Annotated in this window: 27 protein-coding genes; 16 read left to right on the forward strand and 11 right to left on the reverse strand. The window is 64.4% G+C overall.

Annotated features, from left to right (window positions below; genetic code table 11):
- Positions 1–60: 60 nt before the first annotated feature.
- The 8 genes from NKH54_RS16840 to pcaQ form a co-directional block, all read right to left on the reverse strand.
- Entirely contained in the window at positions 61–1,506 is a 1,446-nt protein-coding gene (locus NKH54_RS16840; RefSeq protein ID WP_023739491.1) for an aldehyde dehydrogenase, read from the reverse strand.
- A gap of 94 nt (positions 1,507–1,600) precedes the next feature.
- Positions 1,601–2,386, reverse strand: coding sequence for a coniferyl-alcohol dehydrogenase (locus tag NKH54_RS16845; protein ID WP_023739490.1), 786 nt, complete (start codon positions 2,384–2,386; stop codon positions 1,601–1,603).
- Between the two features lie 2 nt (positions 2,387–2,388).
- Complete coding sequence (locus tag NKH54_RS16850; protein ID WP_023739489.1) at positions 2,389–3,453, reverse strand: branched-chain amino acid ABC transporter permease; 1,065 nt, start codon at positions 3,451–3,453, stop codon at positions 2,389–2,391.
- A complete protein-coding gene (locus NKH54_RS16855) occupies positions 3,450–4,346 on the reverse strand; it encodes a branched-chain amino acid ABC transporter permease (RefSeq protein ID WP_023729446.1) in 897 nt (298 codons plus the stop codon). The genes NKH54_RS16850 and NKH54_RS16855 overlap by 4 nt, the downstream gene beginning before the upstream one ends.
- Positions 4,343–5,071 carry an ABC transporter ATP-binding protein gene (locus tag NKH54_RS16860; protein WP_352858439.1) on the reverse strand — a complete coding sequence of 243 codons (729 nt, stop codon included), beginning with the start codon at positions 5,069–5,071 and terminating at the stop codon, positions 4,343–4,345. Before NKH54_RS16860 ends, NKH54_RS16855 begins: the two co-directional genes overlap by 4 nt.
- Positions 5,068–5,808: an ABC transporter ATP-binding protein gene (locus tag NKH54_RS16865; RefSeq protein WP_023691339.1), complete on the reverse strand. Its 741-nt coding sequence runs from the start codon at positions 5,806–5,808 to the stop codon at positions 5,068–5,070. Before NKH54_RS16865 ends, NKH54_RS16860 begins: the two co-directional genes overlap by 4 nt.
- A 23-nt stretch (positions 5,809–5,831) precedes the next feature.
- Positions 5,832–7,130 (reverse strand): ABC transporter substrate-binding protein, encoded by a 1,299-nt coding sequence (locus tag NKH54_RS16870; RefSeq protein ID WP_023821833.1) that lies wholly within the window; start codon positions 7,128–7,130, stop codon positions 5,832–5,834.
- A gap of 276 nt (positions 7,131–7,406) precedes the next feature.
- A complete protein-coding gene (pcaQ, locus tag NKH54_RS16875; RefSeq protein ID WP_023685275.1) occupies positions 7,407–8,324 on the reverse strand; it encodes a pca operon transcription factor PcaQ in 918 nt (305 codons plus the stop codon).
- A 92-nt stretch (positions 8,325–8,416) separates the two neighbouring features.
- On the opposite strand from pcaQ, the gene pcaD reads away from it, so the two are divergent.
- Genes pcaD through pobA form a run of 6 tightly spaced genes read left to right on the forward strand, consistent with a single transcriptional unit; the run spans position 8,417 to position 13,235 of the window.
- Positions 8,417–9,229 (forward strand): 3-oxoadipate enol-lactonase, encoded by an 813-nt coding sequence (gene pcaD, locus NKH54_RS16880; protein ID WP_353028588.1) that lies wholly within the window; start codon positions 8,417–8,419, stop codon positions 9,227–9,229.
- Positions 9,222–9,635 carry a 4-carboxymuconolactone decarboxylase gene (gene pcaC / locus NKH54_RS16885; protein WP_023668153.1) on the forward strand — a complete coding sequence of 138 codons (414 nt, stop codon included), beginning with the start codon at positions 9,222–9,224 and terminating at the stop codon, positions 9,633–9,635. The genes pcaD and pcaC overlap by 8 nt, the downstream gene beginning before the upstream one ends.
- Positions 9,625–10,380: a protocatechuate 3,4-dioxygenase subunit beta gene (gene pcaH / locus NKH54_RS16890; protein ID WP_023704676.1), complete on the forward strand. Its 756-nt coding sequence runs from the start codon at positions 9,625–9,627 to the stop codon at positions 10,378–10,380. The genes pcaC and pcaH overlap by 11 nt, the downstream gene beginning before the upstream one ends.
- Positions 10,380–10,994: a protocatechuate 3,4-dioxygenase subunit alpha gene (gene pcaG, locus NKH54_RS16895; RefSeq protein WP_023668155.1), complete on the forward strand. Its 615-nt coding sequence runs from the start codon at positions 10,380–10,382 to the stop codon at positions 10,992–10,994. Before pcaH ends, pcaG begins: the two co-directional genes overlap by 1 nt.
- A 16-nt stretch (positions 10,995–11,010) precedes the next feature.
- The gene (locus NKH54_RS16900) at positions 11,011–12,063 is read left to right on the forward strand and encodes a 3-carboxy-cis,cis-muconate cycloisomerase (RefSeq protein ID WP_023754410.1); all 1,053 of its coding nucleotides are present in this window, start codon (positions 11,011–11,013) and stop codon (positions 12,061–12,063) included.
- The gene (pobA, locus tag NKH54_RS16905) at positions 12,063–13,235 is read left to right on the forward strand and encodes a 4-hydroxybenzoate 3-monooxygenase (protein WP_023712110.1); all 1,173 of its coding nucleotides are present in this window, start codon (positions 12,063–12,065) and stop codon (positions 13,233–13,235) included. Before NKH54_RS16900 ends, pobA begins: the two co-directional genes overlap by 1 nt.
- A gap of 13 nt (positions 13,236–13,248) precedes the next feature.
- On the opposite strand, the gene pcaF is transcribed toward pobA, so the two are convergent.
- From pcaF to NKH54_RS16920, 3 genes are read right to left on the reverse strand one after another with little or no spacing between them, the layout of a single operon-like run.
- On the reverse strand, positions 13,249–14,454 hold the full coding sequence (gene pcaF / locus NKH54_RS16910; protein ID WP_023712109.1) for a 3-oxoadipyl-CoA thiolase: 1,206 nt from the start codon (positions 14,452–14,454) through the stop codon (positions 13,249–13,251).
- A gap of 1 nt (position 14,455) precedes the next feature.
- Complete coding sequence (locus NKH54_RS16915; protein ID WP_353028589.1) at positions 14,456–15,244, reverse strand: CoA-transferase subunit beta; 789 nt, start codon at positions 15,242–15,244, stop codon at positions 14,456–14,458.
- On the reverse strand, positions 15,241–16,098 hold the full coding sequence (locus NKH54_RS16920) for a CoA transferase subunit A (RefSeq protein ID WP_023685266.1): 858 nt from the start codon (positions 16,096–16,098) through the stop codon (positions 15,241–15,243). The genes NKH54_RS16915 and NKH54_RS16920 overlap by 4 nt, the downstream gene beginning before the upstream one ends.
- A gap of 116 nt (positions 16,099–16,214) precedes the next feature.
- Between NKH54_RS16920 and NKH54_RS16925 the strand changes: the two genes are divergently transcribed.
- The 10 genes from NKH54_RS16925 to NKH54_RS16970 all read left to right on the forward strand — a co-directional run bounded on the left by NKH54_RS16925 (position 16,215) and on the right by NKH54_RS16970 (position 25,973).
- Complete coding sequence (locus tag NKH54_RS16925) at positions 16,215–16,985, forward strand: IclR family transcriptional regulator domain-containing protein (protein WP_023714833.1); 771 nt, start codon at positions 16,215–16,217, stop codon at positions 16,983–16,985.
- A gap of 206 nt (positions 16,986–17,191) precedes the next feature.
- Positions 17,192–17,917 carry a GntR family transcriptional regulator gene (locus NKH54_RS16930; RefSeq protein WP_023687928.1) on the forward strand — a complete coding sequence of 242 codons (726 nt, stop codon included), beginning with the start codon at positions 17,192–17,194 and terminating at the stop codon, positions 17,915–17,917.
- Positions 17,918–17,920: 3 nt separating this feature from the next.
- A complete protein-coding gene (locus NKH54_RS16935) occupies positions 17,921–18,955 on the forward strand; it encodes an ADP-ribosylglycohydrolase family protein (RefSeq protein ID WP_023714832.1) in 1,035 nt (344 codons plus the stop codon).
- Complete coding sequence (locus NKH54_RS16940) at positions 18,952–19,926, forward strand: PfkB family carbohydrate kinase (protein ID WP_023714831.1); 975 nt, start codon at positions 18,952–18,954, stop codon at positions 19,924–19,926. Before NKH54_RS16935 ends, NKH54_RS16940 begins: the two co-directional genes overlap by 4 nt.
- A gap of 33 nt (positions 19,927–19,959) precedes the next feature.
- Positions 19,960–21,021, forward strand: a complete 1,062-nt coding sequence (locus NKH54_RS16945; protein ID WP_023668165.1) for an ABC transporter substrate-binding protein — start codon at positions 19,960–19,962, stop codon at positions 21,019–21,021.
- A gap of 66 nt (positions 21,022–21,087) precedes the next feature.
- Positions 21,088–21,957 carry an ABC transporter permease gene (locus NKH54_RS16950; RefSeq protein WP_023712105.1) on the forward strand — a complete coding sequence of 290 codons (870 nt, stop codon included), beginning with the start codon at positions 21,088–21,090 and terminating at the stop codon, positions 21,955–21,957.
- The gene (locus NKH54_RS16955) at positions 21,957–22,745 is read left to right on the forward strand and encodes an ABC transporter permease (RefSeq protein WP_023712104.1); all 789 of its coding nucleotides are present in this window, start codon (positions 21,957–21,959) and stop codon (positions 22,743–22,745) included. Before NKH54_RS16950 ends, NKH54_RS16955 begins: the two co-directional genes overlap by 1 nt.
- Positions 22,745–23,812: an ABC transporter ATP-binding protein gene (locus tag NKH54_RS16960; protein ID WP_023712103.1), complete on the forward strand. Its 1,068-nt coding sequence runs from the start codon at positions 22,745–22,747 to the stop codon at positions 23,810–23,812. The genes NKH54_RS16955 and NKH54_RS16960 overlap by 1 nt, the downstream gene beginning before the upstream one ends.
- Positions 23,813–23,915: 103 nt before the next feature.
- Positions 23,916–25,004 (forward strand): Gfo/Idh/MocA family protein, encoded by a 1,089-nt coding sequence (locus tag NKH54_RS16965; RefSeq protein WP_023712102.1) that lies wholly within the window; start codon positions 23,916–23,918, stop codon positions 25,002–25,004.
- A 54-nt stretch (positions 25,005–25,058) separates the two neighbouring features.
- A complete protein-coding gene (locus NKH54_RS16970; protein WP_023705643.1) occupies positions 25,059–25,973 on the forward strand; it encodes a sugar phosphate isomerase/epimerase family protein in 915 nt (304 codons plus the stop codon).
- Positions 25,974–25,990: the final 17 nt, after the last annotated feature.

Here is a 25,990-nt window from a genome sequence, read left to right on the forward strand (position 1 = left end):
GCTCGCCAGGCAACGGCCCTGAGGGCTCCTTTCCTTCTCCCCCTGTGAGAGAAGGTGCAGTCAAAACGGATAGTGCTGCCCCGGATCCTCGATCGTCAGCCAGCGCAGGTCGGTGAACTCGGCGATCGAGGCCTTGCCGCCGAAGCGGCCGTAGCCTGAACCCTTGACGCCGCCGAACGGCATTTGCGCCTCGTCGCCGACGGTCGGGCCGTTGATGTGGCAGATACCGGCTTCGATGCGCGCGGCAACCGCCATGGCACGGCGGATGTCGCGGCTGAACACGGCCGAGGACAGGCCGTATTCGGTATCGTTGGCGACACATACCGCTTCGTCCTCGCCCTTGACGCGGATCACCGGCTTGACCGGGCCGAAGGATTCTTCCGAATAGACGCGCATCGCCGGCGTCACGTGGTCGAGCAATGTCGCCTCGACCACGGTTCCGGTGCGCTTGCCGCCGGCCACAAGCCTGGCGCCCTTGGCGACGGCGTCGGCAACCAGTTCTTCCATCTTGTCGGCGGCCTGGCTGCTGATCAGCGAACCGAGCACGACATGGCCGCGCGGGTCACCGGCAGGCAGCTGCGCCGCGCGGGCGGCGAGCTTGGCGACGAACTCGTCGGCGACCTTTTCATCGACGACCAGACGCTCGGTCGACATGCAGATCTGGCCCTGATGCATGTAGGCGCCGAAGGTCGCCGCATTGACCGCCGCATCGATGTCGGCATCGTCGAGCACGACCAGCGGCGCCTTGCCGCCGAGTTCGAGCAGCGCCGGCTTCAAGTGACGGCCGGCGAGTTCGGCAATGATTCTGCCGACCTTGGTCGAGCCGGTGAAGTTGACACGCCTGACTGCAGGGTGCGCGACCAGTGCCTCGACGATTGCCGCTGCGTCCTTGGGGTCATTGGTGACGACATTGATGACGCCCTTGGGCAGGCCGGCCTCGACCAGCACCTGGCCGATCAGCCGGTGTGTGCCTGGGCACATTTCCGAAGCTTTCAGCACAACCGTGTTGCCGCAGGCGATCGGCATGGCGATGGCACGGGTTCCGAGGATGACCGGTGCATTCCACGGCGCGATGCCGAGGCAGACGCCGGCCGGCTGGCGGATCGCCATGGCCAGCGTGCCGGGCTTGTCGGAGGGAATGACCTCGCCCGAAATCTGCGTCGTCATGGCGGCTGCCTCGCGCAGCATTTTGGCGGCGAGCATGACGTTGAAGCCGGCCCAGGGGCCGGTGGCGCCGGTTTCTTCCATCATCAATCTGGTGAATTCGCCGACCTTGGAGTCCATGACATCGGCCGCCTTGGACAGAAAAGCGCGGCGCTCGCCCGGTCCGGTCTTCGACCAGCTCTTGAAGGCGAGGGCCGCGGCTTCCACCGCGGCATTGGCGTCGGCGATGCTGGCTGCGGCAGCGCGGGTGGCCAGCTTGCCGGTGAACGGGTCCATGCGCTCGTAAGAGGCGGAGCCTGACGCATCCCTTTTGTCGCCGTCGATCAGAAGTCCGATGTCCATTGTTCTCTCCCTCGCTCGCCGTCGAGCGTCTTTTCTATCTATTATCGACCACGATCTGATCCGAACACCGGCTCCCACTTTTCGGGATCATGGTCTAGAAGCCGAGCACCTCGGCATTGATCGATGCTTCAAGCCCACCGTCAACCGGCACATTGGCGCCGTTGACCCAGCGTGCGCCGTCCGAGCACAGGAACAGCACGACAGGCGCGATGTCGCCCGAGGTTCCGGCGCGCCCGACCCTGGCGATGTCGCTGTCGACGCGGGCGTCACCCAGCACATTGCGGAACTGTTTGAGGATCGGCGTCTCGACCGGGCCGGGGCTCACTGCATTGACGCGGATGCCGCGGCTCCTGAACAGGTCCTGATGTGCGGCGCGCTGCGTCCACAACAGCAGCAGTTCCTTGGAAACGGAATAGCCTTCCTCGTTCTTCACCTGATGGTCGGCGACCACCTCCGCCACATCGGGAAAGCCTTCGATGCCGATCATCGATGCCGCGCGGTTGAGATTGGCGCGCCAGCCATAGCCGGCGATCGAGGCGACGTTGACCACGGCGCCGCCTTCACGAAGTCTTGGTGCGAGGCCTTCCGAGAGCGCGCGCAGGCCGTAGAAGTTGACGGTCAGTGTCGACACCGCACCGGTGTTGCCGGGGAGGCCGGCGACATTGCAGAGCGCATCGATGCGCTCCGGCAGGCGCCCGATGAGATCGACGACGCCGGCCTTGAACGAGATGTCGGCCTTGACGAAGAAGCCGACCGGTGCGGCAGGTTCACGCACGTCGACGCCGATCACGTCAGCGCCCAGTTGGCCGGCAAGTTCCGCGGTGCGGGCGCCGATACCGGACGCGACACCGGTGATGAGGATGGTCTTGCCGAACAGCATGGTCACGCCTTTTCACTATGTGTTGCGGTCTGTTGCGGCGAAGGCGTGGCGTCGCCATCTGCGGCGTTTGGCGGGAGCCTGACACGGTAGCCGACCGGCAGCAGGCGCAGGCCAAAGCGCTCCTCCAGCGTTCCCCACAGGCCGCGCGGCAGGAAGAGCGAGAACAGCACCGCCGTGGCGCCAAGGCCGATCAGATACCAGACGCCGGTGCCGCCGAACCAGGTCTCGATGAGGAAGAACAGCAGCGCACCCAGAATGGCGCCCTCGAAGGTGCCGATGCCGCCGACCAGCACCATGAAGATCATGTAGGCGGTCCACTGGACGTTGAAGTAGGTTTTCGGCTGGAAGGTGATCGACGTGGCCAACCACAGCGCGCCGGCCATGCCGATGCCGAAGGCGGCGAGCACGAAGAGCAGCCGCTTGGTTCCGGTGACGCGCACGCCGACCGATGCCGCGGCCTCCTCATTGTCCCTGATGGCGCGGATGGCCGCACCTGTGCTGCCACGCAGCAGGCTAAACAGGGTGGCGAGCAGCGCCGTCATCGCGGCCAACGCCAGCCAGTAGATCGTCGCCCGCCTGACGCCGGCGTCATAGACGTTGAGCGAGATCAGCGACGTCCCGGTCTCGCCTTGCACCAGCCGGTCGAGATTGACCAGGAGATGGGTGAGCGCCGCGATCACCCACATGCCGATGGCGAACTCGCCGTTCCTGAGCCGCAGCATGAACAGCGACATCGGCCAGGAGATCGCGCCGACAATGATCGCGGAGACGAACAGCGAAGCGAACGGGTTGAGGCCGGCATCGGCCAGGCGGATGGTGAAATAGGCGCCGAGGCCGAAGAACACTTGCTGTCCCACCGAAACCAGCCCGCCGAAGCCGGCCAGCGCGTTCCACATCGCCGCCAGGATCACATAGATGAACAAGGCGGTCACGCGGTCGACGGCGCCGGCCGAAAGGAAATGCGGCGCGACGCCAAGTAGCGCGATGATGACGACGACCGCAATCGCCGAGATGCGCGAGGCGGAGGTGCCGCGCTCGATAACGGGGGCGTTTAAAACCGCGCTCATGATGCTTTCCTCGCGGGCAGGCGCAGCAGGCCGCGCAGGCCGAGGCCGGAGGTGGAGAGCCGGATGAACAGCACGATCAGGAAGGCGACATGGCCGCCGATCAGAAAACCTTGCGGATGGATCTGCGCGCCGAGCGTCTGGGCGAGCGCCAGAACGATGCCGCCGACCAGCGTGCCCCATAGCGAACCGGCGCCGCCGATCACCGCCGCCTCGAAAGCGAACAGCAATTGAGGTGCGCCGGTATAGGGATCGAAGGTGGCGCGCATGCCGAGGAAGGCACCGGCAAGACCGACCGTGACCATGGCGATGGCGGCGGCGAGGGCGTTGGCGCGGCGCGCATCGACGCCGACGAGACCGGCCGTGTCGGGATCTTCCGACGTGGCGCGGATCGAGCGGCCAAGCCTGGTGTTGGTAAGGAACAGCTGCAGTCCGCCAAGCAATATGACGGCGGCGGCGAACATGATCACGGCAAGCTTGCCGACATAGATGCTGCCCGGCCATTCCCAGGAATCGTAGGAGAGGCTGCCGATATAGGGCGCCAGCGAACGTGTGTCGGCGCCGAACTGCTCGAACAGCGCATTGTCGATGACGATGGCGAGGCCGAACGTGGTCAGGATCGGCAGCAGCGCGCCTCCACGGGCGCTGCGCTCGAGCAGGAAGCGTTGCAGCGCCCAGCCGATGGCCGCCATCAGCGGCAGCACGATGAGCAGGCCGACGAAGGGCGAGATATGGAATTGCGAGGCGAGCCACCACAGCGCGTAGGCGGAAAACACGGCCAGGCTGCCATGCGCGAGGTTGATGATGCGCATCACCGAAAACATGAAGGAGAGGCCGCAGGCGATCAGCGCGTAGTAGCCGCCGAGCAGGATGCCCTGGACGATCTGGTTGCTCATGCCGGCACACTCCCGGCGCTTTTTCTGTGCAGGCCGAAATAGGCTTTCGTCACTTCATCGCGGGACATGCCCTTGCTCGGGCCTTCCAGCGCGACGCGTCCTTCGAGCATGCAGATGACCTTGTCCGAGACCGAGAGCGCGCGATTGAGGTCCTGTTCGACCAGGATGATCGTCGTGCCGGAGCTGATCAGCCCTTGCAGCGAAGCGTATACGCGATCGACCACCAGCGGCGACAGGCCGAGCGAGACCTCGTCGAGCAGCAGCAGCTCCGGATTGCTCATCAAAGCGCGGCCGATGGCGGTGGCCTGCTGCTCGCCACCGGAGAGATGCCCGGTCTTGGCGTGGCGGCGCGGCTTCAGATTGGGGAACGTGTCGAGCACTCGTTCCACGCTCCAGTCGCCGGGACGGCCGGCGGTTCTGCCAAGCAGGAGGTTCTCCTCGACCGTCATCTGCACGAACAGTTTTCGACCTTCCGGCACCAGCGCGACGCCCATGCCGACGCGCTTGTGCGAGGGAACGCCGGTGATATCGGCGCCATTCAGCAGCACGCGGCCGGCCGTCGGCTGGTGCGCGCCGGCGATCGCCCGCAGCAGCGTCGTCTTGCCGGCGCCGTTGGCGCCGACCAGCGCCAGCGTTTCGCCGCGCTCGATCGTAAAGCTCACACCGCGCACCGCCTGCAACAGGCCATGTCGGACGACCAGATTCTCGATTGCGAGCAGGCTCATTTCGGGCCTCCGCCGAGATAGGCGCGCACGACTTCCGGGTCGGCCATCACCGCTTGCGGCTCGCCATCGGCGATGATCTTGCCGGCGTCCATACAGATCAGCCGCTCTGCCACCTGCAGCAGGATGTGGACGATGTGCTCGATCCAGACGATGCCGATCTTGCGGCGGCGCAATTCCTTGATGGTATCGACAAGTTCGCTCGCCTCGCCATCGGTCAGTCCGCCGCCGATCTCGTCGAGCAGAAGCAGCGTAGGCCTTGCCGCGAGCGCGCGGGCAAGTTCCAGCCGCTTGCGGTCGAGCAGGCCGAGCGTTTCGGCGCGCCGGTTGGCCACGCCCATCATGCCGCACAGTTTCAGCGACTCCAGCGCCTCTTCATAGGCCTCGTCGCGGGCGAGACCGGCGCCATGCGACGCGGCAACAAAAACGTTCTCGAAGGTGGTCATGCCGCTGAACGGCTTGGGCACCTGGTGCGTGCGCACCAGGCCGAGACGACAGCGCGCTGTAGCCGGCATCGCGGTCACATCGCCACCCTTGAAGGCGACCGTGCCGGCGCTCGGCGGGAAGGCGCCTGATAAGATGCTGAGCAGCGTCGTCTTGCCGGCGCCGTTCGGGCCGACGATGCCGACGGCCTCATCGGCATTCATGGCGAAGTCGACATCGTCGAGCACCACCAGCGCGCCGAAGCGTTTCTGGATGCCGGCAGCGCGGAGGATCGCGGCGTTTGCTGAACCGTTCACGATGCGATCCCCGTAGCCGACCGTCAGCCGTTATACGGCTGGAGCTTGGCCTCGACCGGAACCTTCGGGTCGGTGGCGTTCTCGGTCACGACGTAGTCGAGCGGGAATTTGCCGCCTTCCTTGGCCGCCACCCATTGGGTGCCGATGATCGGGCCGGGAGAGACATTGGCGACCGGGCCGCTGGTGAAGTCGACCTTGCCGATCATGGTCTCGGTGTTGAGCGTGCTCAGCGCCTTGGCGACGGCCGCCTTGTCCTTGGCGTCGGTGCTTGCCTTCAGCGCCTCGAAGCCGGCGTCGAGCAGCGACATCGAGGCGCCGAGCTGCTGCGTCCATTGCTTGCCGCTGGCGGCCTCATAACCGTCGGCCAGTTCGGTCCCCGAAACGCCGGTCAGCGGCGACTTGTAGGGGAAGGCCTTGTGCCAGTACGCGGCGCTCGAAATCTTGTTGCCGAGATCGCCGAGCGCCTCGATGTCGGACGGGAACAGCCCGGTCTTGGCGACCTGGCAGATCTTGATCTGCTTGATCAGGCCTTGCTGCGCGGCCTGGCGCCAGAAGGCGGCGAAGTCCGGCGGGATCGGGAAGGAGTTGAAGATCTCGACGCCTTCCTGTTTGAACAGTGCGATCTGCGAGGAATAGTCGGTGGTGCCGGTCTCGTAGGCGCCGGGATCGACGATGGTGAAACCCTGCTTTGCCAGCAACGGCGCCAGATGGGTGCGGATGGCATTGCCGTCGGCGTCGTTGGGATACATGACGCCGACCTTCTTGTTGGTCTCGATCAGGCTCCATTGCGAGATGTAGGTCCGGAAGAACTCGTCGACGCCGAAGCCGAAATGATAGGTCCATTTGAACGGCGAGGGTTCGCCGGGCTTGGCGCCGCGGCCGAAATACCAGGCCTCCCACGGCATGACGGTGGAGAGGCAAGGCACGCCGGCGGCTTCGCAGGCGTCGGCGACCGGGTTGATCACCTCCGGCGTCGACACCGCCAGCATCAGGTCGACGGCCTGGTTGTTGATGAGGTCCTTGGCGAGCTGGCCGGCGCGCGACGGGTCGGATTGCGTGTCCTGGTCGATGATCTCGACACTGTATTTCTTGCCGCCGATGTCGAGGCCGTTGGCGAGCGCCTTGCGGGCGAGATCGAGCACATAGCCGTCGGTCTGGCCGAAGCCGGCGAGCGGCCCGGTGCGCGGGCTGACAAAGCCGACCTTCAGCGTGTCGGCGGCCTGCGCGAATGCCTGGCCGCGGCTGAGCGCAAGTGCCGCGCCGCCGGCGAGCGATGTGGCGATGAACTGGCGCCGCGAGACGCCGGATTTGCTTGAGGTCATGCTGGTATTCCTCCCTTTCCTGACGGCACCTGGAGGTCACCGCCGGCCTGCTCAAAATCGATGCCGCCCGTTCTTAAGATCGGAGATCGCCCCGGCATGCCTTGAGGCGGCAGCGGAACGCCGCCAATGCCGATAACGGCACGATTTCGATCCTCCCATCGTCACAGTGCCCTAGGTGTTTGGTTTGGTAAAATGATATTTTGCGGTGTTTCGTTAACCAACAGGTTATGGAAATACGGCTGAAGGCCCGCTCTGCGCCAGATTGGCGAAAGGTGCTCAGGCGTTCTGGCTGGCCGCCTCGCGAATGGTCTGCAGCAGGATGGTGAAGGCCGGCGAAGGCGCAGTGTCGGTCCGCATCGTCAGGCCGACGGGCCCTTTGGTTTCCTCGGTGTTGACGGGCAAGGCGACGAAGGCGCCGCTGGAGAGTTCGTTGGCGACGACGCCTGTCGATATGATCCAGACCGCATTGCTTTGGCGCAGGAAGGCACGGCCGAAGGAATCCGAGACGGTCTCGATCTCGGTCGCAGGCGCCGTCATGCCGTTGGTGATGAACAGGCGGTCGACGAACGGGCGGATGACCGACTCCCGCGTCGGCATCAGCACCGGGAATTCATCGAGCCGGGCGAAGATGTCCTGGCCCGGCTGCAGCAGCGGATGGCCGGCCCTCACCACGAACAGCACCGGTTCGGAATAGAGATGCTCGAAGAAGAAGCCGGTCATGTTTTCCGGCGCCGCAAGCCGGCCGACGACGAGATCGAGCGCACCGACGCGCAACTGTTCCAGCAGGACCGCGTTCTCGCCGGTGACGATCTTGATCGCAGCACCGGTATTTTCACTCAGGAACAGGCTTATGGCGCGTGGCATCACCTTGGCCGACACTGTCGGGAGCGCGCCGATGCGGATCGGATGCCGGTTGATGGCGCCGTCCTGGCGGACGGAATCGACGCCGCGCTTCAGTGCCGTGATCGCCGTGCCGGCATGGCCGAGAAAGATTTCGCCAAGCCGCGTCACCCTGATGCCGCGGCCGTCGCGTTCGACGACAGCGATGCCAAGCGCCTCCTCCAATTCGCGCAACGTCTTGGTCACGGCCGGTGGGCTGACATGGAGAAAGTCGGCCGCCCTCGCCACGCTGCCTTGCCGCGCTACCTCAAGGAATGCCTGCAGGTGACGGAACCTTATGCGGCTTTCGGACATGTTCTCATAACCTAGCAGTTAATGAAACGGCGTAAAATATCATTTTACCAAACCAAATGCCTTGTGCAATGTGAACACGGAGGATCGAAATCGTGCCATTCGTCAACATTGGCGGCATCACGCTGCACCATCGCCATATCAAGGCGAAGGGAAATGCGCGGCCGATCGTGTTCATCAATTCGCTGGGCACCGACTTCCGCATCTGGGACGAGGTGTTGTCCGAACTGGGTGGCGAAATGCCTGTGTTGGTCTACGACAAGCGCGGCCATGGCCTGTCCGACATTGGTGGCGTCAGCTCGATCGACGAGCATGTCGATGATCTGTCGGGTCTGATCGATCATTTCGAACTGAACAATGCGGTGTTGCTGTGCGGCCTGTCGGTGGGCGGCCTGATTGCGCAAGGGTTTTATGCCCGGCGCCCCGAAATCGTCGACGGCCTCATCCTGTGCGACACCGCCCACAAGATCGGCACGGCCGACAGCTGGAACACCCGCATCGAAACGGTCGAAAGCAAAGGCATCCAGGCCATCGCCGATGCCGTGCTCAAAATGTGGTTTACGCCTGCCTTCCACGCGGACCGTGTCGCCGAGCTCGACGGCTACTGGAACATGATGACCCGGCAAGCCGTCGCCGGCTATGTCGGCACCTGCGCCGCGGTGCGCGATGCCGATTTTACCGAGGCTGCGCAGGCGATCGCGGTGCCCACGCTTTGCGTCGTTGGCGACCAGGACGGCTCGACGCCGCCGGATCTCGTCCGCTGGCTGGCCGATCTGATCCCAGGCGCACATTTCGAAATCATTCGTGACGCCGCGCACATCCCTTGCGTCGAACAGCCCGAGGCGCTGACCACCCTGATCCGCGATTTCGTCGCGGCGCTTCCCCTGAGAAAGCAGACCCATGGATGAACTGCCCAAAAACGAAACCAGATACCGAACCGGGCTGACCGTCAGGCGCTCGGTGCTCGGCGACCCTCATGTCGATCGCAGCGAGGATGCCGTCACCGATTTCGACCGGCCGTTCCAGGAGCTGATCACCGAGGCAGCATGGGGCACTGTGTGGGCGCGTCCGGGCTTCAGCAGGCGCGAACGCTCGATCGTGACGCTGGCACTGCTGGCCGCCCTTGGCCATGATGAAGAGGTCGCCATGCATGTGCGCGCCACCGCCAACACCGGTGCGTCGCGCGACGATATCTGCGAAGCGTTCCTGCATGTCGCGATCTATGCCGGCGTGCCGGCGGCCAACCGCGCCTTCAGGATCGCCAAGGAGGTGTTTTCGGAAATGGACGGAAGCAGGGCTGGCCATGCCAGCTGATGCCGGCTCGAACCGCAGGCCCGAGACCGGCGCCTTCTTCCAGCGCGACCGCGGCTGGCACCCGCCGGCGCTGACGCCCGACTACAAGACTTCGGTGCTGCGCTCGCCGCAGAAGGCGCTGCTGGCCTTCGACAACACGGCGTCGGAGATCACCGGTCCGGTGTTCGGCCACGCCGTGCTGGGCGAACTCGACAATGACCTGATCCACAATTTTGCAAAGTCCGGCGAGAGCGCCATCGGCGAGCGTATCATCGTCTATGGCCGCGTGCTCGACGAGCGCGGCCAGGGCGTCTCCGGCGCGCTGCTCGAATTCTGGCAGGCCAATGCGGGCGGCCGCTACCGCCACAAGAAGGACGGCTATCTGGCGCCGCTCGATCCGAATTTCGGCGGCTGCGGCCGCACCATCACCGATGCCGATGGCGGCTATGCCTTTCGCACGGTGAAGCCAGGTCCCTATCCCTGGCCGAACGGGCCCAATGACTGGCGGCCGTCGCACATCCATTTCTCGGTGTTCGGCCACGGCTTCGCACAGCGGCTGATCACCCAGATGTATTTCGAGGGCGACCCGCTGATCTGGCGGTGCCCGATCGTGCGCGGTATCCGCGACAAGGCGGCGATTGAGACGCTGGTCGCCGCGCTCGACATGCAGGCGACGATCCCGTTCGACGCGCGCGCCTACAAGTTCGACATCGTGTTGCGCGGACGCCGCGCCTCGCTGTTCGAAAACCGTCCGGAGGGCAATTGATGGCGCAATCGCTGACCCGGCTGAAGGAGAGCCCGTCGCAGACCGCCGGGCCCTACGTGCATATCGGGCTGACGCCGAATTTCGGCGGTATCGGCGGCGTCTACCCGACAGACCTGGGCGCCACGATGCTCAACGACAACGCCAAGGGCGACCGCATCGGTTTGCGCATTCGCGTGCTCGACGGCACCGGCACGCCGCTCAGGGATGCGTTGATCGAGATCTGGCAAGCGGATGCCAATGGCTTCTACAATTCGCCGGCCGAATTGCGCGGCGATGCCGATCCGGATTTTCAGGGCTGGGGCCGTCAGCCGACCGACATGGAAACCGGCCTGTGCAGTTTTCAGACGATCAAGCCGGGACGCGTGCCGTATGGCGACGGCCGGCTGATGGCGCCGCATATCAGCCTGTGGATCGTCGCCCGCGGCATCAATATCGGCCTCCACACGCGGCTCTATTTCTCCGACGAGGCCAAGGCCAATGCCGAGGATCCGATCCTGGCCCGCATCGAGCACAAGGTGCGCGTGCCGACGCTGATCGCCGAGCGGCAAGGCGACGACTATATTTTCGACGTCCATCTCCAGGGGGAGAAGGAAACGGTCTTCTTCGACAGCTGACGGAGGAAACCAGCACATGACCGTATCGCCCTTCGACCATCCGCTGCTTTCCGGCCTGCTCGGCGACGAGGAGGCGGCTCGGCATTTTTCGGTGGATGGGGAAATCGCCGCCATGCTCGATTTCGAGCGCGCGCTGGCGCAAGCGGAAGCCGAAAGCGGGATTATCGGCACGGATGCCGCCGCGGCGATTATACCTGTCCTGTTGTCATACAAGCCGGACACCGCGCGGCTGCGGGCCGGTGTGGCGAAGGATGGCGTGATCGTGCCCGAACTGGTGCGCCAGTTGAAGGCAGCGGTCGGGGCGCCGCACGACGCCGGCGTGCATTTCGGCGCAACCAGCCAGGACGTCATCGACACTGGCCTGGTGCTTCGGCTGCGCCGGCTCATTGAACATCTCGACCTGCTGCTGACTGAAAACATTCTGCGGCTGGTGGGGCTGGAAGAACGTTTTGGCAGCCGTGCATTGACAGCGATGACGCGCATGCAGCCGGCGATCCCAATTCAGGCGTCGGACCGCGTGGCGGTGTGGCGCACGCCGCTGCAACGGCATCAGCAGAGATTGTCGGAGCAATCCAAGCGTCTGATCGTGGTGCAGTTTGGCGGCGCCGCCGGCACGCTGGAGAAGCTGGGCGACAAAGGACCTGCCGTGCGCGCGGCCCTTGCCGCAAAGCTCGGCCTTGGCGACGCGCCGCAATGGCACAGCCAGCGGGATGCGCTGGCCGAATTCGCCGGGCTGCTATCGCTCATCACCGGCAGTCTCGGCAAGTTCGGCCAGGACGTTGCGCTGATGGCGCAAGGTGGAACCGACATCAAGCTGTCCGGCGGCGGCGGCTCGTCGGCCATGCCGCACAAGCAGAACCCGGTGAAGGCGGAAGTGCTGGTGACGCTGGCGCGCTTCAACGCCACCCAGCTTTCCGGCATGCACCAGGCGCTGGTGCATGAGCAGGAGCGCTCCGGTGCTGCCTGGACGCTGGAATGGCTGCTCTTGCCGCAAATGGCGATAGCGACCGCGGCTGCGCTACGGCTCGCCGCCGAACTCGCCGGACAGATCGAAAGCCTGGGACACTGATGCGCACAAAGATCGTCATTGTCGGCTCCGGACCGTCCGGGCTGCTGCTTGGCCAGCTTCTCGGCACCATTGGCGTCGAGACGGTGATCCTCGAACGTTCGAGCCGGCAGCATGTGCTTGGCCGGGTGCGGGCAGGGGTGCTCGAACAAGGCACCGTCGAGTTGCTCGAAGAGGCGGGCGCAGCTGTAAGGCTGCATGCCGAGGGCCTGCTGCATGCCGGCATCTCGCTTGCGTTCGGCGGCGGCCTGCACCGGCTCGACCTCACGGCACTGACCGGCGGCAAGCATGTCACCGTCTATGGTCAGACCGAAGTGACGCACGATCTGATGGACAAGCGCGAGGCGGCCGGGCTGACCACCGTCTATGAGGCGGCCAACGTCGCGCTGCATGGTTTCGATGGCGAAGCGCCCTACGTCACCTACGACAAGGACGGCGTCAGCCATTGCATCGACTGCGACTTCATCGCCGGCTGCGACGGCTATCACGGCGTTAGCCGCAAATCGGCGCCTGGGCGGGCGCTGAAAACCTTCGAGCGGACCTATCCCTTCGGCTGGCTCGGCGTGCTGGCCGAAGTGCCGCCGGCCGATCACGAACTGGTCTACGCCAACCATGAGCGGGGCTTTGCGCTGTGCTCGATGCGGTCGACGCATCGCAGCCGCTACTATGTGCAGGTCCCGGCTGATGAACAGGTCGACGCCTGGAGCGACGGTCGCTTCTGGGACGAATTGCGCAGTCGCCTGCCGGAACAGACCGCAGCCGCGGTCGTTACCGGCCCGTCCTTCGAAAAATCAATCGCGCCGCTGCGCTCCTTCGTCGCCGAGCCGATGCGCTTCGGCCGGCTGTTCCTGGTCGGCGACGCCGCCCATATCGTGCCGCCGACGGGCGCCAAGGGGCTCAACCTCGCCGCCAGCGATGTGCGCTATCTCTTTGCTGGGCTTCGCGAATTCTATCTGGACAAATCACCAAGCGGGCTCGACGCTTATTCAGCCAAGGCGCTGGCCAGAGTGTGGAAGGCGGTGCGCTTCTCCTGGTGGATGACGACGATGCTGCACCGCTTTCCCGATACGGGCGAGTTCGGCCAGCGCATCCAGGAAGCCGAGCTCGACTATCTCGTGCATTCGCAAGCGGCGTCGACCGCGCTGGCTGAAAACTATGTCGGTTTGCCCTATTAAGGGCGGTGCAAACTCAAACCCGTTCGAGCGCCACGGCGATGCCCTGGCCGACGCCGATGCACATGGTGGCCAGCGCATAGCGGGCGCTGCGCTCGCGCAGTTCCAGTGCCGCGGTGCCAGTGATACGCGCGCCCGACATGCCCAAGGGATGACCAAGCGCGATGGCGCCGCCATTCGGATTAACGTGCTCCGCGTCCTCGGAGATGCCGAGTTGGCGGAGCACGGCGATGCCTTGGGAGGCGAAAGCTTCGTTGAGCTCGATGACATCGAATTGCTGCGGTGTCAGGCCGAGGCGGGCGCAGAGCTTTTGTGTCGCCGGGGCAGGGCCGATGCCCATGATGCGTGGCGCCACGCCGGCAGCAGCGCCGCCGAGGACGCGGGCGATCGGCGTCAGGCCGTATTTTTTCACAGCCGCTTCGGAGGCGATGATCAGCGCTGCCGCGCCGTCATTGACGCCGGACGCGTTGCCGGCGGTGACGGTGCCGCCCTGGCGGAACGGCGTCGGCAATTTGGCTAGCGACTCGACCGTGGTGCCGGCGCGGGGATGCTCATCCTTCGATACGATAATCGCATCGCCCTTTTTCTGTGGGATCGTCACCGGGGTAATCTCCTTCGCCAGCCGGCCATTGGCCTGTGCCGCGACGGCCTTGTCCTGGCTGCGCACGGCAAAGGCGTCCTGGTCGGCGCGCGACACTGAAAAATCCTCGGCGACGTTCTCGCCGGTCTCCGGCATGGAATCGACGCCATACTGTTTCTTCATCAGCGGGTTGATGAAACGCCAGCCGATGGTGGTGTCGTGGATCTCGGCATGGCGCGAAAAGGCGGTCTCGGCCTTGGGCATGACGAAGGGGGCGCGGCTCATCGATTCGACGCCGCCGGCGATCATCAACTCGGCTTCGCCCGCCTTGATGGCGCGGGCGGCGATGGTGAGCGCGTCCATGCCGGACCCGCAGAGGCGATTGACGGTCGAGCCTGACACTTCCTGCGGCAATCCGGCGAGCAGGAGCGACATGCGCGCGACATTGCGATTGTCCTCGCCGGCCTGGTTGGCGCAGCCATAGACGACGTCGTCGATGGCCTGCCAGTCGATGCCGGAATTGCGCTCGACCAGCGCCTTCAGCGGAATGGCGCCGAGATCGTCGGCCCGCACCGACGACAGCGAGCCGCCGAAACGGCCGATCGGGGTGCGGATGTAATCGCAGATGAATGCCTCGGTCATGTCATGCAGCCTTTTCTTTTCCGCTTCCCTCATGCGCCGCCTTGGTGCGGGCCTGCAGGTCACGCAATGTCGTCAGCTCGAGTTCCGTCGGCGCCGGCGTTTCGTCAAGCGCCTCGGCGAACTTTACGATCCAGCCGCAGCTGTCCTGCACCTGCTGCCGCGTCACGCCGGGATGCAGCGACACCACGGTGAATTCCTTGCTCATCGGGTCGGGCTTCCAGATGGCGAGGTCGGTGATCAGCAGCGTCGGTCCTGATGTCTCGATGCCTAGGCGCTGGCGGTGATCGCCCCCATCGCCATGGCCGAAGGAGGTGAAGAAGTCGATCTTCTCGACCATGCCGCGCTTGGACTGCGCCATGGTGATGTAGATCTCCTTCGACGAGGTGGCGATCTCCGGCGCGCCGCCGCCGCCGGGCAGGCGGGTCTTGGGATGCGCATAGTCGCCGATGATGGTGGTGTTGATGTTGCCGAACTTGTCGAGCTGGGCGGCACCGAGGAAACCGATCGAAATGCGGCCGCCCTGCAGCCAGTAACGAAACATCTCCGGCACCGAGACGGTCGTGACGGCGGTATCGCAAAGTTCGCCGTCACCGATCGACAGCGGCAAAACATCGGGCGCGGTGCCGATGGTGCCGCTTTCATAGATCAGCGTGATGTCGGGCGCATGCGTCAGTCGCGCGACGTTGCAGGCGGCCGACGGCGCGCCAATGCCGACGAAGCAGACATCGTCGTTTTTCAGGGCTCGGCTGGCGGCAATCGTCATCATCTCATTGGGAGTAAAGCCGCTCATGCCGCGCTCCTCAGATGCTTTACGCGGCCGGCGAAATCGTCCGCCGTGCGCTCAAGGACATTGGCCTGCATCCAGGTCTGGAATTTTTCACGGTCGGCGGCGATGTCGTCCCATTCGAGATAGGCGGCGTTGTCCCTGGCATAGTAGCCGTGCGTGTAGGAGGGATGCGAACCGCCTGATACCACCGAGATCGCAGCGATGGTCCAGCGCGGCAGCACGGTGAGGTTGGGATGCAGGTCGTCGAAATTGTCGACGACTTCCTCTACCGTCACCACGGCGCGCTTGGCCGCGAGCACCGCTTCCTTCTGGATGCCGATAATGCCTTCGACCAGCACATTGCCTTTTTTGTCGGCCTTCTGAGCGTGGATGAAGGTCACGTCCGGTCGGATGGAAGGAACGGCGGCAAGCACCTCGCCGGTGAACGGGCAGGTGACCGAGCGGATGTTGGGATTGACTGCCGCCAGCCCGGCGCCGCGATAGCCGCGGAACACCGCGCAAGGCAGGCCGGCAGCTCCCGCCTCGTAGGCGTTGGCCATGCCGGCATGGCTGTGCTCCTCGATCTCGATCGACCGGGGGAAGCCGTTCTCGATGGCGTCGCGGGCGCGGCGCAGCAGGCCGACGCCGGGATTGCCGACATAGGAGAAGATGATCTTCTTGGCCATGCCCATGCCGATCATCTGGTCGTAGATCAGGTCGGGGGTCATGCGGATGAGCGTCAGGTCGCGAAAGCCCTGGCGGATGGCCTCATGCGCCGCCGCCGTCGGGATCAGATGCGTGAAGCCTTCGAAGGCGACCGTATCGCCATCATGCAGGTTCTCAGCCACGGCCTGTTTGAGCGGCAGGAAATTGACCATCGCCAAGAACTCCGAAGTTCAAAAAGTTCGTATTGCGAACATTTGTTTTGTATGAGATATTTTTACATCGCGCCGCCGAGACGAGTCAAGGCGGCGCATTGTCTTGCGGAGGCCGCATGGAGGACGAGGCAACGACACGCGACCATGTCGGCTCGCTGGAGCGCGGCCTTGCAGTCATGGAGATACTGGCCCGGCATCCGGCCGGGATGACGCTGACCGAAATGGCGGAGGAGGCGGGGCTGACCCGCGCCGGCGCGCGTCGCTTCCTGCTGACGCTAACCGCGACCGGCTATGCCACGCAATCCGGCCGGCAGTTTTCGCTATCGCCGCGCCTGCTCACCATCGTGCGCTCCTGGCTCGGCGGCGCCTCGCTGTGGACATTCGCCGCACCCATCATGCGCGACGTGGCCGCCCAGTTCGACGAGGCCTGTAACGCGGCGGTGCTGTCGGGCGAGGAAGTCGTCTATGTCGCGCGCATTCCTGGCCGCCGCATCCTCAGCGTTTCGCTCGATGTCGGCACCAGGCTGCCGGCGCATTGCACCTCGATGGGGCGCGTCCTGCTTGCGGGGCTGGGCGCGGATGAGCTGAAGGCCTTGCTTGCAGAGGCGAGGATCGAACGGCGCACGCCGAAGACGATCACCAGCCGCGCCGCGCTGGCCAAGGCCATCGACGCGGCGAGGGCGGATGGCTTTGCCGTCGTCGATGAAGAGCTGGAACTTGGCCTGCGCTCGATAGCGGTGCCGATCTATGACCGCGCCGGCAAGACCGTGGCGGCGATCAACGTCTCGACGCAGTCGGCGCGGTTCTCCGTCGAGGCGATGGAGCGGGATATCCTGCCAGCGCTGCGGACGGCCAAGCAACGGATTGAGGAATTTTTCTTCGTGTGAGCGCAAGGCTAATCGCCTGAGGGAAGCGCTGCCCCCGCTCTGTCTCGGAGACGCGACGCCCTGCGCGGTTAGCGTCGCCATGCGAACAAACGATGCCCGGGGCACCTGAGCACAACGCATATGCGTGAATCCAAATATATCGTTGACGCCGCCCTTCAACTCCAATATCGAACAGGACTATACAGGTTTACTGAACAGGTACCCATATGAAGCGGCGCGCGGTTCAACTTTCTCCCGGCACGGGCAAGCCCGAGCAGATCGCCACCGTTCTCGAACATGAGATCCGCTCCGGCGTGCTTGGCTTCGGCGACCGCCTGCAAAGCGAGAACGAACTCGTCCAGCGCTTTTCCGTCAGCCGCAACACGGTCCGCAAGGGCCTCGAGGAGTTGTCCAGCCGTGGGCTGATCACGACCAAGGTCGGCATCGGCTCCTTCGTCACTTTCGACGGCAAGCCGGTCGATGACAGCATTGGCTGGTCGCGGGCGCTGGCCAATGCCGGCGCCAATGCCGAGACGCGGACGCTGCGGCTTGAAGTGATCGAGGATGCCGATCTTGCCGCGCTGCTTGGCATCGAAAGCCCGTTTTTCATCGCCGTCGACCGGGTGCGCACCAATGCCAGCGACGGCCATGCGATCTCCATCGAACGCAGCCGCCTGCCGCTGTCGCCCGAACTGGAGGACGTGCCGCTGCGCGGTCTGCGCGAAGGCTCGCTGCACCAGACGCTGCGCGGCGCCGGCCTCATCCCAGACCATGGCGAGGAATGGGTCGGCATCGAGATGCTGAATGCCGAAGACGCCGCCATTCTCGGCTGCCCGCAAGGCACGCCGTTCCTGCGCGGACGCCGGCTGACGCGTGCGGCTGACGACCGGCCGATCGAATATGTAACCAGCCTGCTCAACCCGGCGCATTTCGCGCTGCATATGAGGTTTTGAGCGATGCCGGACAGAACCAACGACACGCTCGATCGCGCCATGGGCGCGCTTGTCGGTGGGGCGCTCGGTGATGCGCTGGGCATGCCGACGCAGCTTCTGTCGCCGGCGCGGATCGCCGAGCTATACGGCCATGTCGAGGATTTCGTGGCGCCGTTTGCCGATCATCCGGTGTCGAAGGGGCTCGTTGCCGGCACCATCACCGACGATACCGAACAGGCGCTGCTGCTTGGTCGCATTCTCGTCGAGTCCGGCGACCGCTTCGATCATGCGCGCTGGGTGAACGCACTGCTCGACTGGGAGCGCGAGGTCAAGGCGCGCGGCAGCTATGACCTGCTGGGACCATCGACCAAGCGCGCCATCGACGCCATCAATGACGGCGTGCCGGCGGAAGAGGCGGGAAGCCGGGGCGACACCAATGGCGCGGCCATGCGCATCGCGCCGGTCGGCATCATGATGCCGCTGGAACCGCTCGACGCTTTTATCGCCAAGGTGGCGGAGACCTGCCGCGCGACGCACAACACCTCGATCGCCATTGCCACGGCTGCCGCCGTCGCCGCCGCCGTCAGCCGTGGCGTCGCCGGCGGCGACTGGCGTGCCGCTTCCGACAGCGCGGTAGCAGCCGCGCGGCGAGGCGCCAGGCTCGGACATTGGGTGACTGGTGGCGATATCGCCGCGCGTATCGCCTGGGCGCAGGAGCTCGTGCGCGGCAAGACCACGCGGGATGCGATCGGGCTCATCACCGATCTCGTCGGCACCGGTGTGGCCAGCCAGGAGTCCGTGCCGGCAGCTTTCGCCGTGCTTGAAGTCGCGCAGGGCGATCCCTGGCAAGCGGCAATCATCAGCGCCAATCTCGGCGGCGACACCGACACGATCGGCGCGATTGCCTCAGGCATGGCCGGCGCCTGCGTCGGCTTTTCGCAACTGCCGCAACAACACATTGCCGGGCTCGTCGGCATAGATATGGGGGAGGTGCGCTCGCTTGCCGAAGACCTCGTCGCGGCGCGCACGGCAAAGGCCAGCAAGGATGCCGCGGCATGAGTGGGCGTCTGGTCCATATCGGCAGCGCCGTCGTCGACTATGTCTACCGCATCGACGCCTTGCCGGCGCCGGGCTGCGAGAAGACCGCGTCGAGCTTTGCGCAGGTCGCCGGCGGCGGCTTCAACATGATGGTCGCGGCCAGCCGCACCGGCATGACGGTTGTGTTCGGCGGCCAGCTCGGCAGCGGACCGAATGGCGATTTCTTGCGCGCCGCGTTTGCGGCCGAAGGCATCATAACGCTGACGTCGCCATCGCCGGTCATGGACAGCGGCAATTGCGTCGCCATGATCTCCGGGGATGCCGAGCGCACCTTCGTGTCGTGGCCCGGTGCGGAGAGCTTTCTCAGCCTCGAGATGATGAGGCCCGTGGTGGTCGCGCCTGATGATTGGGTGTTCACGTCGGGCTATACGCTGAGCTATTCCGGCAGCCGCGACGCGCTGACCGACTGGATCGAGGCGCTGCCAGAAAACATTCCCTTCGTTTTCGATCCAACGCCGGTCATCGCGGATATCCCACGTCCCATCCTTTCGCGGGTGCTTGCCCGTACGACATGGCTGAGCTGCAACATGACGGAAGCGGTCGAGATCGCTGGGCAAGGCGATGTCGAGGCACTCGCCGCCCGGCTGCTCGCCGACCACTGCCCAAAGGCCGAAGGCGTCGTTATCCGCGCCGGCGCCAAGGGCTGTTTCGTGAGGTTGGTCAATGGCGAGACGCAGACCATTGCCGGCTTCAAGGTCGATGCCATCGACACCAATGGCGCCGGCGACACCCATATCGGCGGTTTCGTCAGTGCACTCTCGCGCGGCGTGCATCCCTTCGAGGCGGCGCGCTATGCCAATGCGGCGGCAGCACTTTCCGTCACCCGCCATGGCGGCTCATCGGCGCCGACCGACAGCGAGATCCAGACTTTCCTGAGCCAGGCCGCCACGGGCGAGCCGGGCCAGAACCAGAAGGCCCATCAGACAGCCTGACCCGCCAAGCGGGCAAACAAGAGAGGAACGAACATGCGCATGCCAAGACTGACTGCCCTGCTGACGGCGACCGCCGTCATCACCTCCGCGCTCACGCTGGCCGCCAGTGCCGCCGAAGTGCATGTGCTCAACTGGAAGGGCTACGGCGCTGACGAGCCGTGGGCGATCGAAGCCTTCGAAAAGGCGACCAGCAACAAGGTCGTCAACGACTTCTTCAATTCCGAACAGGAAATGCTGACCAAGATCCGCACCAATCCGGGCCTCTATGACGTGGTCATGATCAACGCCGCCTTCAACGATCAGGCGATGGCGGAAAAGCTGATCCAGCCGATCGATGTCTCGAAGCTGCCGAACTATGCCGACATCAGCAAGGACAAGGCGCAATCGCCGATGCTCGACCATGACGGCAAGGTCTATGGCGTGCCGTGGGTGTGGGGCCTGACGGCGCTGGCAATCAACGAAAAGTCCTTCGACAAGCCACCGACCTCGATCGCCGAAATGTGGGACCCAGCGCATAAGGGCCGGGTCGTCATTCGCGACGACGCTGTCGAAGCGGTGCAGTTCGGCGCCATCGCCACCGGTCAGAATATCAACGACATCAAGGATATGGAAGCGGTCAAGGCGAAGCTGACCTCGCTGATGCCGCAGATCAAGACGTTCTGGAGTTCGGAGAACGACTGGAACCAGATGGTCGCCTCCAACCAGATCGACATCGGCACCTATTGGAGCGGCTCGGCCGATCGCGCCAAGACCCACTTCAAGCTGCCGGTCTCGCTGGTCGTTCCGCAGGAAGGCGCCGTCGCCTGGCTCGACGCGTTCTCGATCCCGGTGGGCTCGAAGAATGTCGAAGGTGCGCAGGCCTTCATCAACTGGATGATCGATCCGAAATTCTATGTCGAATGGGTCACCAAGGTCGGCGCTCCGGTGTCGGCCAACACCAAGGCGGTGGAAGCGCTGCCTGAAGACTCCTTCAACCGCAAGGTGATGGGCGATCCCGAGGTGGCCAAGCGCATCCAGTTCCAGGCGCCGATCACCGACGCGCAGCGCGAGGCCTATCTGGCGCTGTGGCAGCAGCTCAAAGTCGACGTGAAGTAACGCTCACATCCGGACCAGCCGGCGGTTGGCGCCGGCTGGCCCTTCAATCCTGGGGAGGAGGGTATCATGGCGGTACAGGGTGCGGTCGCGTCGCGCAGCGGGCTGAGATCGGCCCTGCCGCTGCTGGCGCCGGCCTATCTCTGGCTGACGGTGGCGATCTTCCTGCCGCTCTCGGCCATGGTGTTCTTCTCCTTCATGACCGACCTGCCGCTGTCGGGAAAGCCGTGGGCCTTGACCCTTGGCAATTACGCCGCCTTCTTCTCGCAGAGCCTGTACCTGACGCTGCTGCTCGCTTCGCTGCGGCTCGGCCTCGAAGTGACTTTGTGGTGCGTCGTCATCGGTTATCCCGCAGCCTATGTGTTGGCCAAGGTGCTGAAGGGGCGCAGCCGCGAGGCGATCTTCCTGCTGGTCATCCTGCCGTTCTGGTCGAACGGGCTGGTGCGCATCTTCTCCTGGGCGATGGTGCTGCGCGAGGGCGGCATCCTCGACACGGCGCTCAACGCCGTGCTGCCGTTCAATATCAACATCGACCTGATGTATTCCTACCCCGCAGTCATCATCGGCCTGGTGCACTCCTACGTGCCCTACATGGTGCTGACCTGTTACCTCACTTTGCAGGCCATCGACGACTCGCTGATCGAGGCCGGACGTTCGCTGGGCGCCTCGCGGCTGCAGGTGCTGAAGCGGGTGATCATCCCGCTGTCTATGCCCGGCCTGGTGGCAGGTGCGGCACTGATCTTCGTGCCGGTCGTCGGCTCGTTCATGGAGCCGCGCATTCTCGGCGGCCGCACCGGCACGTTCTATGGCACGGTGATCGAGGACCAGTTCGTCGCCGTCTTCAACTGGCCGCTGGGGGCGGCGCTTTCCTTCATCCTGCTGGCGGTGGTGCTGGTGATCCTGGCGGTTGCCTCGCCGGTGCTGCGGAGGGCTGCTTGATGATGACGACCCGCATAATCGAAGGACTAGGCCGCTTCTACATCGGACTGCTGCTCGTCTTCCTCTATCTGCCGATCATCATCATGGCGCTGATGTCGTTCAACGTCTCGCCCTTCTACCAATTGCCGTTCGAATGGACGACGGAATGGTATGCCTCGCTCTGGCAGAACGACCAGCTGATCGCGGCGACCTGGAACAGCCTCGAGATCGCGGTCATCACCACGCTCATCTCAGTGGTGCTTGGCTCGGCCGCTTCGCTGGCGCTCTTCCGCTACGACTTCCGCGGCAAGAAAGTGCTGCAGGCGCTGCTGTTTCCGCCGATCGCCATTCCGTGGCTGATCACCGGCACGGCGATGCTGATCTTCTTCTTCGGCGTCGGCATTGGCCGCGGCCTGTTAGCCATCCTGCTCGGCCATGTGGCGCTGGCGCTGCCCTATGTCATCGTCGTCGTCTCGGCCCGGCTGCAGACTTTTGCACCGGAGCTGGAAGAGGCGGCGCGCTCGCTCGGCGCCAACCAGTGGCAGGTGACCGCGCGTGTGACGCTGCCGTGGATCATGCCCGGCGTCATTGCCGGCGGCTTGTTCGCATTTGCCGTGTCGTTCGACCAGTTTGTCGTCTCCTACTTCCTGGCGACGCCGGGGCAGACGACGCTGCCGGTCGAAATCTACGCCGCGATCCGCAAGGGGTTCACGCCCGAGATCAACGCGGTCTCGACCATCATCATTGTCGTGTCGATGGCGCTGATGCTGTTCACGGCGCGCTTCTTCAAATTCGGCGGAGAGAAATAATGGCCGGCGTGCAGGTATCGAACGTCTCCCGCAGTTTTGGCGCGCACAAGGCGCTGGACCACGTCTCCATCGATTTCGCCGATGGCGGTTTCTATGGGCTGCTTGGCCCCTCGGGCAGCGGCAAGACCACGCTGCTCAGGCAAATCGCCGGCTTCGACTTTCCCGACTCCGGCCGCATCGCCATTGGCGGCGAGAGCGTCGAACGGGTGCCGGTCGAAAAGCGGCGCATCGGCATGGTGTTCCAGAACTATGCGCTGTTTCCCAATATGAGCGTCGCCGATAATGTCGCCTTCGGCCTGTCGGTGCGCGGCGAAACGAAAGCGACGATCGCCACCGAAGTGCAGCGCGCGCTCGATCTGGTTCAGCTCGGCAAGCTCGGCGAGCGCCGGCCGCACCAGCTCTCCGGCGGCCAACGCCAGCGTGTGGCGCTGGCGCGCGCCATCGTCACCAAGCCGCGCGTGCTGTTGCTCGACGAGCCGCTCGGCGCGCTCGACAAGGCGCTGCGCGTCGACATGCAGATCGAGCTGAAGCGCATCCAGCGCGAGATCGGCATCACCACCATCTTCGTCACCCACGACCAGGAAGAGGCGCTGACGATGAGCGACCGCATCGGCATATTGCGGGACGGCAGGCTCGTGCAGGAAGGGCCGCCGGAGGAAATCTACGACCGGCCGAAGAGCGAATTCGCCGCCACCTTCCTTGGCGACGCAAACATTTTTCGCGGCGATGCGACCGGCAACGGCATCCGGCTGCCTGACGGCACGGCGATCGCCGCCGGGGTGGGTGATCGGCTTGCCGCCGGTACGAAGGCCAGCTGCGCCGTGCGTCCCGAACGCATTCGCATCGCCACCGATGCCGGGGTTGCGGATGCGGCCAATGCCAACGCTCTGAAGGGCCAGATCTCCAAGCGCATTTTCGCCGGCAACAACAGCACCTATTTCGTCGAGCGTGCCGGCCAGACGTTGAAAGTCATCGTCCAGAATACCGGCAGTGACCGGCTGGCCGAGGGCCAGAATGTAATGCTCAGCTGGTCGCCGGAAAGCACCGTGCTGATTGCCGCAAACTAGTTCGCACCGTCACCCCGGCATGGTTCTGATGGGAATTGATGGAGCGGACCTTGGCTGATGGGCCGGCCATGGCGTTATATCCTGTCGTCCAAGGGAGGAATGGATGGCAGGCCAGGGTTTCGAGCCGGATGTGAGGGTTCGCACCAGCGAATACCGGATCGGTTGCATCGGCGCCGGCATGATCATGGCCGAATGCCATCTTGCCGCCTATGCGCAGGCCGGTTTCCCAGTCGTCGCCATCGCCTCGCGCACCAAGACCAGCGCCGAGAAGGTGGCGAAGCGCTGGAGCATTGCGACCGTCCACGACACACCGGAACAGCTGATCGAGGATTCTGAGGTCGAGATCGTCGACCTTGCCTTTCCGCCCGACCAGCAGCCGGCGCTGATCCGCCATGCGCTGAAGCAGCCTCACATCAAGGCGATCCTGGCGCAGAAGCCACTGGCGCTGTCGGTCGATGAAGCCGTGAAGCTGCGCGACGAGGCAGCCAAGTCAGGCAAGATCCTCTCGGTCAACCAGAACATGCGCTACGACCAGTCGATGCGCGTCCTGAAGCAGATCATCGACAGCGGCGCGCTGGGCGACATCGTCTTTGCGCAGATCGACATGCATGCGATCCCGCACTGGCAGACTTTCCTTCAGGACTACGACCGGCTGACGCTCGCCAATATGAGCGTGCATCATCTGGACGTGCTGCGCTTCCTGTTCGGCGATCCCTCGGAAATCACCACGCTGACGCGCAAGGATCCGCGCACGACATTCGACCATTCAGACGGCATCACCGTCTCGACGCTGCGCTTTCCCTCCGGCGTGCTCGCCGTGTCGCTGGAGGATGTCTGGTCCGGACCGCGCCAGGAGGGCTATGAGGACGACCAGCACATCAACTGGCGCGTCGACGGCACCAAGGGTGTCGCCAAAGGCACGATCGGCTGGCCGAAAGGCGTGGCCTCGACGCTGACCTATGCGTCGACCAAGACGACCGGCGGCGAATGGGTCAGCCCGAGCTGGGACACGATGTGGTTCCCGCATGCCTTCATCGGCGTGATGGAGCAATTGCAGCATGCGGTGAAGACAGGCGCGCCGCCGGCGCTCTCCGTCGCCGATAACGTCAAGACAATGGCACTGGTCGAGGCGGGCTACCGCTCGATGGCGCAAGGCCGCACCGTCAAACTGTCCGAGATATCGATCGACTGAACATGCCGCCGAATAGTGTGGCGGCTGAATCGCTTACCGGGAGGAGTTCACATCATGATGCAGGCAGGTATCTTCACCGGCTATTTCCCCTATGAGCTGGCGGAGGCCGCCCGCCGCATCCGTGCACTCGGCTTCAACACAGTGCAGCTCGACATGCATTTCAGGGATGTCGATCTCACGGCCGGGCAGATCACCGGGGACAAGGCGAGGACAGTGCGCGACACGTTTCGCGACCACAATCTGCCGGTCTGCTGCATCTCGGGCTACACCAACATCATCCATCCCGACAAATCCGAGCGCGAGAAGCGCGTCGGCTATCTCAAGGAAATCATCCGCAATGCGCGCGACTTCGGCTCGCCCTACGTGATCTCGGAGACCGGCACCTACAACACCGAATCCGACTGGGTGCATCATCCCAAAAACAAGACCGAGGAAGGCTTCGAGGAATGCCGCAAGGTGATCTCGGATCTTGCCCAGACGGCTTACGACCATGGCGCGGTGTTCCTGCTCGAAACCTATGTCAACAATGTCGTCGGTTCGGTCGAGGAGACGGTCAAAATGTTCGCGCAGGTCGACCATCCGGGCCTCGGCCTGCTGATGGATCCGACCAATTATTTCGAGGCGCACAATATCGACCGCATGGACCAGGTGCTGAACCAGGTGTTCGACACGCTGGCCGACAAGATCCGCATCGCGCACGCCAAGGACGTCAAGCGCTCAGGCAGCGACAAGACCGAGAAGCATGCCGATATCGGCGACGCGGACGCGCATGAGGGGCTGACCTTCCGCGGCGTCGGCGAGATCGAGCTGCCGGCGCCCGGGCTGGGATCGCTGAATTACGATCTCTATCTGCAGCGGCTCAGTGAGAAGCACCCGAACATCCCTGTTATCATCGAGCATCTGACCGAGGACGACGTGCCGCGCGCAAAGACATTCCTCGACGGGAAATTCCGCGCCAACGGTCTCTAAGGGCAGGGCGAGACGGT

Source organism: Mesorhizobium sp. M1004, assembly GCF_040318795.1.
Taxonomy (GTDB): Bacteria; Pseudomonadota; Alphaproteobacteria; order Rhizobiales; family Rhizobiaceae; genus Mesorhizobium.